This is a genomic window from Rhizobium atlanticum, assembly GCF_030182485.1.
Taxonomy (GTDB): Bacteria; Pseudomonadota; Alphaproteobacteria; order Rhizobiales; family Rhizobiaceae; genus Rhizobium.
The window spans coordinates 23,393-29,408 of the sequence record NZ_JAQJCJ010000036.1; the positions used below are offsets into that span (position 1 = coordinate 23,393).

The following is a 6,016-nucleotide window of genomic DNA, read 5'->3' on the forward strand; positions in this document are numbered from 1 at the left end:
CAACAGCATGATCTCGCGTTTCTTCATCGAGCGACCGGTACTCGCCAACGTTCTGGCATTGGTCTTCGTGCTCGTTGGCGCGGTCGCCCTGTTCCAGCTGCCCGTGGCGCAATATCCGAATGTCGTCCCGCCGACGGTGCAGGTGACGACGCGCTTTCCCGGCGCCAGCGCCCAAACCCTCATCGACACGGTGGCGCTGCCGATCGAGCAGCAGGTCAACGGCGTGCAGGACATGCTCTACATGCAGTCGACCAGCGCCAGCGACGGCACCTACTCCCTGACCGTGACCTTTGCCATCGGCACGAATCCGGATCAGGCGCAGGTTCTGGTGCAGAACCGCGTCGCCATCGCAATGTCGTCGCTTCCCGAAGCGGTGCAGCTTCAGGGCGTGACGACACAAAAGAAATCGACGGCGATCCTCGGCTTCGTCAGCCTGACCTCGCCCGACAGCCGCTACGACAGTCTGTTCCTGTCGAACTACGCCGTCATCAATCTGCAGAACGAACTCGCCCGCCTACCTGGTGTCGGCAACGTGACGGTGTTCGGCGCCGGCCAATATGCGATGCGGATCTGGATGGATCCCAACCTGCTGCAGGCACGCGGCCTGACGCCGCAGGATGTCGTCAATGTCGTGCAGCAGCAGAGTCAGGAGGTCGCCGCCGGCCAGATCGGCATTCCGCCGGTGCCGAAAGGGCAGGTCTTCCAATACACGCTGAATGTCAATGGCCGGCTGAACGAGGCGGCCGACTACGAGAACATCGTCGTCAAGGTCGAAGGCGGACAGGGCGGCCAGATCACGCGCGTCCGCGATATCGGCCGCGTCGAACTCGGCGCCCAGACCTACAGCCAGTCCTTCACACAAAACGGCCGGCCGGCCGCCGGCATCGGCATTTTCCAGCTGCCGGAGGCAAACGCCATTGCGGTGGCGAAGGTGGTGCGCGCCAAGATGGAAGAACTCTCAAGGAGCTTTCCGCCGGGTCTCGAATATCACATGCCATTCGATACAACGAAATTCGTCGAAGCCTCCATCGACGAGGTTTACGTCACCTTGATCGAAGCTGGCGTACTCGTCCTCATTGTCATTCTGGTTTCCCTGCAGGATTGGCGGGCGATGCTCGTGCCCGCGACGACCGTTCCCGTCACCATCGTCGGCGCCTTCGCGGCCATGGCGGCATTGGGCTTCACGGTCAATCTGTCGACGCTCTTTGCCATAGTCCTCGCGATCGGTATCGTCGTCGATGATGCCATCGTCATCGTCGAAGGCGTCGCTCGTCACATCGAGGCCGGCATGTCAGGCCGAAAGGCCGCTGAGAAAGCGATGGAGGAGTTGCTCGGCCCCGTCATCGGGATCACGCTGGTGCTAATGGCTGTCTTTATTCCGGCCGCCTTCCTGCCCGGCCTGACCGGCCAACTCTATCGGCAGTTCGCGCTCGTCATCGCCGCCACCGCCCTGATCAGCGCCATCAATGCGGTCACGCTGAAGCCGACGCAATGCGCCCTTTGGCTTCGCACGCCGGTGCCTCCCGAAAAACGCAATGTTCTCTATCGCGGCTTTAATAGGGGCTATGACTGGGGTGAACGCCACTATGCCGGCCTGATCGGAGCGATGACCCGCCACAGCGGCATTATGGCCATCGCGGCGCTCGCGCTGATCGGGGTTGCGGTCTGGGGCCTCACCCGCTTGCCGACGGCGTTCTTGCCCTTGGAGGATCAGGGCTATGTGCTGATCAGTGCGCAATTGCCGGACGGCGCATCGAAAGAGCGGACGGATTCTGTGATGGCAGAGGTCGGCAAGATCGCCGAGGCGACCCCTGGCGTCGATCAGGTGTTGACCATCAGTGGCCTTTCCGTTCTCGACAACAATGCCAGCCTGCAGAATGCCGGCGTCGCCTATGTCGTCCTCAAGGATTGGGACGAGCGCGGTAAGGAGAAGGGGCAGGACCTGCTGTCGATCTATCGGCATCTGAACGACGCTCTGCAGCATGTGCTGACCGCAAAAACGCTGGTGGTCGTGCCGCCTCCGATACAAGGCGTCGGCAATGCCAACGGCTTTACAATGCAGGTCGAACTCAGGAACGGCGTATCCGATTATCCGCTGCTGCAGACGCTTGCCGACACGATCGTCAAGGACGGCAACGCCCAGTCATCGCTGCAAAGGCTGAGCACGCCGTTTCGCTCGAACGTGCCGCAGCTTGCGGTCTCGGTCGATCGCATCAAGGCGGAGACGCTGGGAGTCACGGTGGGCCAGGTGTTCTCCGCTCTCTCCGGCTATGTCGGATCGAGCTATGTTACGCAGTTTAACAAATTCGGCCGCACCTTTCAGGTCTATGCGCAAGCCGCTTCCGATTTCCGGGTCAGTCCCGAAGACATCCGTAATCTGAAGGTCAAGGCCGGCGACGGGACGATGGTGCCGCTCGGCACCGTTGTTGACGTCACCATGACACAGGGTCCTTCGCTGATCAGCCTCTACAATCTCTATCCCACCGCCACCATCGTCGGCGGACCAGCCGCCGGTTTCAGCTCCGGCCAATCGCTGGAGGTCATGGAGCAGATCGCCGACCATACATTGCCGGCGGGAACCGGTTTCGAATGGACGGCGCTCTCCTATCAGGAGAAGGCTGTGGGCGGTCAGATCTATTTCATCTTCGCGCTTGCCATGCTGCTCGTCTATTTCGTGCTGGCCGGCCAATATGAAAGCTGGATCCTGCCGCTGGCGGTCATACTTGCGGTGCCGCTCGCCCTGCTCGGCACGGTGGCGGCACTCACGGCAGCCGGTGTCGCCAACAATCTCTACACGCAGATCGGCCTGATCCTGCTGATTGCGCTGGCCGCCAAAAATGCCATCCTCATCGTCGAATATGCCCGGGAAAAACGCGCGGAAGGCATGGAAATCCTGGACGCAGCCGTCGAGGCCGCCCGCCTGCGCTTCCGGCCGATCCTGATGACCTCCTTTGCCTTCATCCTCGGTGTCCTGCCGCTCGTGCTGGCGACAGGCGCGGGCGCATCGGCCCGCAAGTCGATCGGCATATCAGTCTTCAGTGGCATGATCGCTTCGACCTGCCTCGCCGTCCTCTTCGTCCCTTCCTTCTACGTGCTGCTCCAGCGCCTAGAGGAATATTGGAGGCGACGTGGCGCGACCGTAAAGGCGGCCGCGCCCATGACGGAGGCAGAGATATCGAATGTCGGGTAAAGCAATCGCAGCTTTATTGGACGATCACCTGCACATAAACACTGCCGCTCTTGGCATAATAATAGGCGCCACATCGATAATAATAGCCGCCGAAATAGGGACCATAGCGGCACCCCGCCGGAAGCACGGCGATAGTCGTCGTCGTGCGCGTGACGACCCGCCGCGTCGTCCGGCGAGCCACGCCTGCATAGGAGAGCGGCGTCAGCGGCCTGCCGATGACGGCGCCCGCCGGCGTGCCGAAGCCGACCGACAATGGCATGTAACCCTGCCCCTCAATGCGAAAATCGGTGAATGTCAGCACGCCGGCAACGCTGAGTGCGAACAGCAGCTTGTTGTAGGTCATTTCGCTTCTCCCATATCGGCGGCGGCCGGAAGCTCATCGAGCGATTGCAGTTCGCTCAGATCGACCGTCTTCGCGCTGGCAGGAATCTCGATGGTGTAGGCAACGGCCGCGACATCTGCTCCAGTTTTGAAATCGCTGATTTCGAGCGTGTATTGCGGCGCCTGAACGACGTGCTTGCTGGTGATAACGTAACGGCGCGGTATCGGCTGCGGGCCGGTCTGTATCCAGATCTGCCAGTCGATCTCAGGCGTTCGGAAGGCCAGGTATTCGCATTCGACGCCATCGACGAAAGCACTGGAAATATGCTTGGCCTCCGTCACATCGGACATGAGCTCATCGTAGACGCTGGAGGACAAAAGATCGGCGCCCGGCGCTTCGACGCCCGCCGTCATGAGCCTGTCGATCAGATCATCGAGCGAACCCTTGCCATCGATCTTGGCGTAAGCGTCGAGATTCTTGCCGTGTACTGTCAGCGACGCACCATCGAAACTGACGTCGAGATCCGCGAAGCCACCGGTCCTCGCCACGCGCAACTTATCGGGACGGGTTAGGTTGGCAGTCCCCGAGCTCACGAACTGGAGCTTTTCGAAGGCGGGCGTCACCGCTTCGAGCGAAGATTGATATGTGAAGGAGATCGTCTCCTGCGCTGCCAGAAAATCGGACATCTTCTTGAGCAGCTCTTTTGCATCATCCGCCCAAGCGCTTGTCGGCAGCACCAAGCTTGCGGAAACCGACGCATATATAAGCATCCGCTTCAATTGCGGAAAAGGGAAAGTCGATGACATGGCAATGCCTTTCGTTCGTGTCGTCATTGATTTCATCGAATTGCAGACTGGCTGGCGGACCTGCCGGAGCCGGACATGAAATGTGTGAGATGCAAGGCATCGAGGCGGGCAACTTCCGTCTGCGGTCTTGGCCAGATCGCACTCGCGGAAATTTCCGTTGGAGCGCGATCACCCCATTCTGCATGCAAGTTTCGGCTGGGTGCTACAATCCCGAGGTCAGGACCCGATGACAGGCCGGCGACACCCGCTGCAGATTGTTCCGCAGACAGACGATGCCTCGTCCTCCCCCCAAAGGCACCATGCGGCACAAGACCCGGAAATCCGCTCCGCAGGTTTCCCGCAGGATCATCACTTCCTCGCGCGGTGAGAAGGCCGGCATCATTGCTCGCGGAGCCGGCGTGATCGCGCCCGTGGCGCCTGCACCGCCGGTCGTCGGCGCACCCGTTCCCCCCAATGCGGCGACCGCCTGCTGGCATGGCGCCGATAAAGCGGCGTTATGCTCCTGCAGGCAACTGAGCGCCGCGGCGCCTCCCGGCGTTACCCCAGAACATTGCGCCATAAAATCGCGCTGACAAGCCGATTTGACCGCATTTCGCTGTGCCTGCGTTGGCTGATGCGCCGGCGCCCCGGTCGCGGCCGCCGGAGCGCTCGCCGCCGTATCCGCAGGCGCAGCCGGCGCCGGCGCCGGCTGCGCCGATGTCGACTTAGGTTTTGCAGTCACCGCGGAAACCGCATTCCGGCATCCCGCCGAAAGCGAGGCGCTATGCTGCTGCAAGCAGGTAAGCGCCTCCATTCCTCCTGGCGTCACCCCGGAGCATTTGGCGATGAAATCGGAGCGGCATTCCGCTCGGATGGCGTCACGCTGTTCTTCGGTCGGCGCTTGCGCATATGCAACCTCGGTGAAGAGCACCACTGCGCAGAACGCGGGCAACGCGGCGATTGCCGATAAAACACGGCGCCTCCCATATGGAGACGTCAGTAGAGAAGATCGCCATTTTCGCATGATTCCCCCCTATAGATCTGATCTACTTCATGAAATCGAACTGCCCTTTGAATAGAATAATAGGCGCCGCCGAATGGACGGACGTTGCTTGCTGCTAGGAAAATATAAGAAGCGCCTGAACTACATATATTAGAATATTATCCTTTTAGCAACTATTTCGTCGTTACCTGAAGATCGATACAACTGATTGGACTATCGTTTCTGCGGCGTTAAAACGCAAAAAGCCCGCCATTGGCGGGCTTTTAGGGAAATGTTGATTTCGGTTCCATGATTTGAACCGTCGCGTTGCTCAGCCTTCAGGTTATGGCGAGCGTCAGCGAACGAGAAGCTACCATCGCCAGGGAAAGCGCAGCTTTTCCGCCAGCGATAAGAAGGTAGATGCCGATCTATGGGGAATTTTGGTTGCGGGGGCAGGATTTGAACCTGCGGCCTTCAGGTTATGAGCCTGACGAGCTACCGGGCTGCTCCACCCCGCGTTACCAGGTTTTTGCCGAGAGGCAAAATACCGATTGCGTAAAGCGCCTTTGGCGATTTACGCGTACTGCCCGAGCAAATTGCTTGCAATTTGTCTCGTGTTTCCTTGGCATTGCATTATAACACGAAAGGCCGCTTTGCGGGCGGCCCTTTGTTCGGCTTTGGGCCGTTAGTTTTGTTTGGAGAAGATTGTTTTTGGATAAGTTGCGTTTGGCAGACCT

General features: G+C 59.9%; 4 protein-coding genes and 1 tRNA gene. 1 reads left to right on the top strand and 4 read right to left on the bottom strand.

Annotation, left to right across the window (positions count from 1 at the left end):
• The first annotated feature begins 7 nt into the window (after window positions 1-7).
• Window positions 8-3,190 (top strand): efflux RND transporter permease subunit, encoded by a 3,183-nt coding sequence (locus PH551_RS30700; RefSeq protein WP_285196187.1) that lies wholly within the window; start codon window positions 8-10, stop codon window positions 3,188-3,190.
• Between the two features lie 13 nt (window positions 3,191-3,203).
• Here PH551_RS30700 and PH551_RS30705 read toward each other — a convergent pair whose 3' ends face one another.
• The 4 genes from PH551_RS30705 to PH551_RS30720 all read right to left on the bottom strand — a co-directional run bounded on the left by PH551_RS30705 (window position 3,204) and on the right by PH551_RS30720 (window position 5,797).
• On the bottom strand, window positions 3,204-3,533 hold the full coding sequence (locus PH551_RS30705; protein ID WP_097601746.1) for a hypothetical protein: 330 nt from the start codon (window positions 3,531-3,533) through the stop codon (window positions 3,204-3,206).
• Window positions 3,530-4,318 (bottom strand): DUF2092 domain-containing protein, encoded by a 789-nt coding sequence (locus PH551_RS30710; RefSeq protein ID WP_285196188.1) that lies wholly within the window; start codon window positions 4,316-4,318, stop codon window positions 3,530-3,532. The genes PH551_RS30705 and PH551_RS30710 overlap by 4 nt, the downstream gene beginning before the upstream one ends.
• A gap of 202 nt (window positions 4,319-4,520) precedes the next feature.
• On the bottom strand, window positions 4,521-5,321 hold the full coding sequence (locus tag PH551_RS30715; RefSeq protein ID WP_285196189.1) for a hypothetical protein: 801 nt from the start codon (window positions 5,319-5,321) through the stop codon (window positions 4,521-4,523).
• A 399-nt stretch (window positions 5,322-5,720) separates the two neighbouring features.
• Window positions 5,721-5,797, bottom strand: a tRNA-Met gene (locus PH551_RS30720).
• Window positions 5,798-6,016 lie beyond the last annotated feature (219 nt).

Bases quoted from the DNA above. Each gene is read 5' to 3' on its own strand.
- PH551_RS30700 (WP_285196187.1), top strand. From the start codon at position 8: ATGATCTCGCGTTTCTTCATCGAGCGACCGGTACTCGCCAACGTTCTG.
- PH551_RS30705 (WP_097601746.1), bottom strand. From the start codon at position 3,533: ATGACCTACAACAAGCTGCTGTTCGCACTCAGCGTTGCCGGCGTGCTG.
- PH551_RS30710 (WP_285196188.1), bottom strand. From the start codon at position 4,318: ATGTCATCGACTTTCCCTTTTCCGCAATTGAAGCGGATGCTTATATAT.
- PH551_RS30715 (WP_285196189.1), bottom strand. From the start codon at position 5,321: ATGCGAAAATGGCGATCTTCTCTACTGACGTCTCCATATGGGAGGCGC.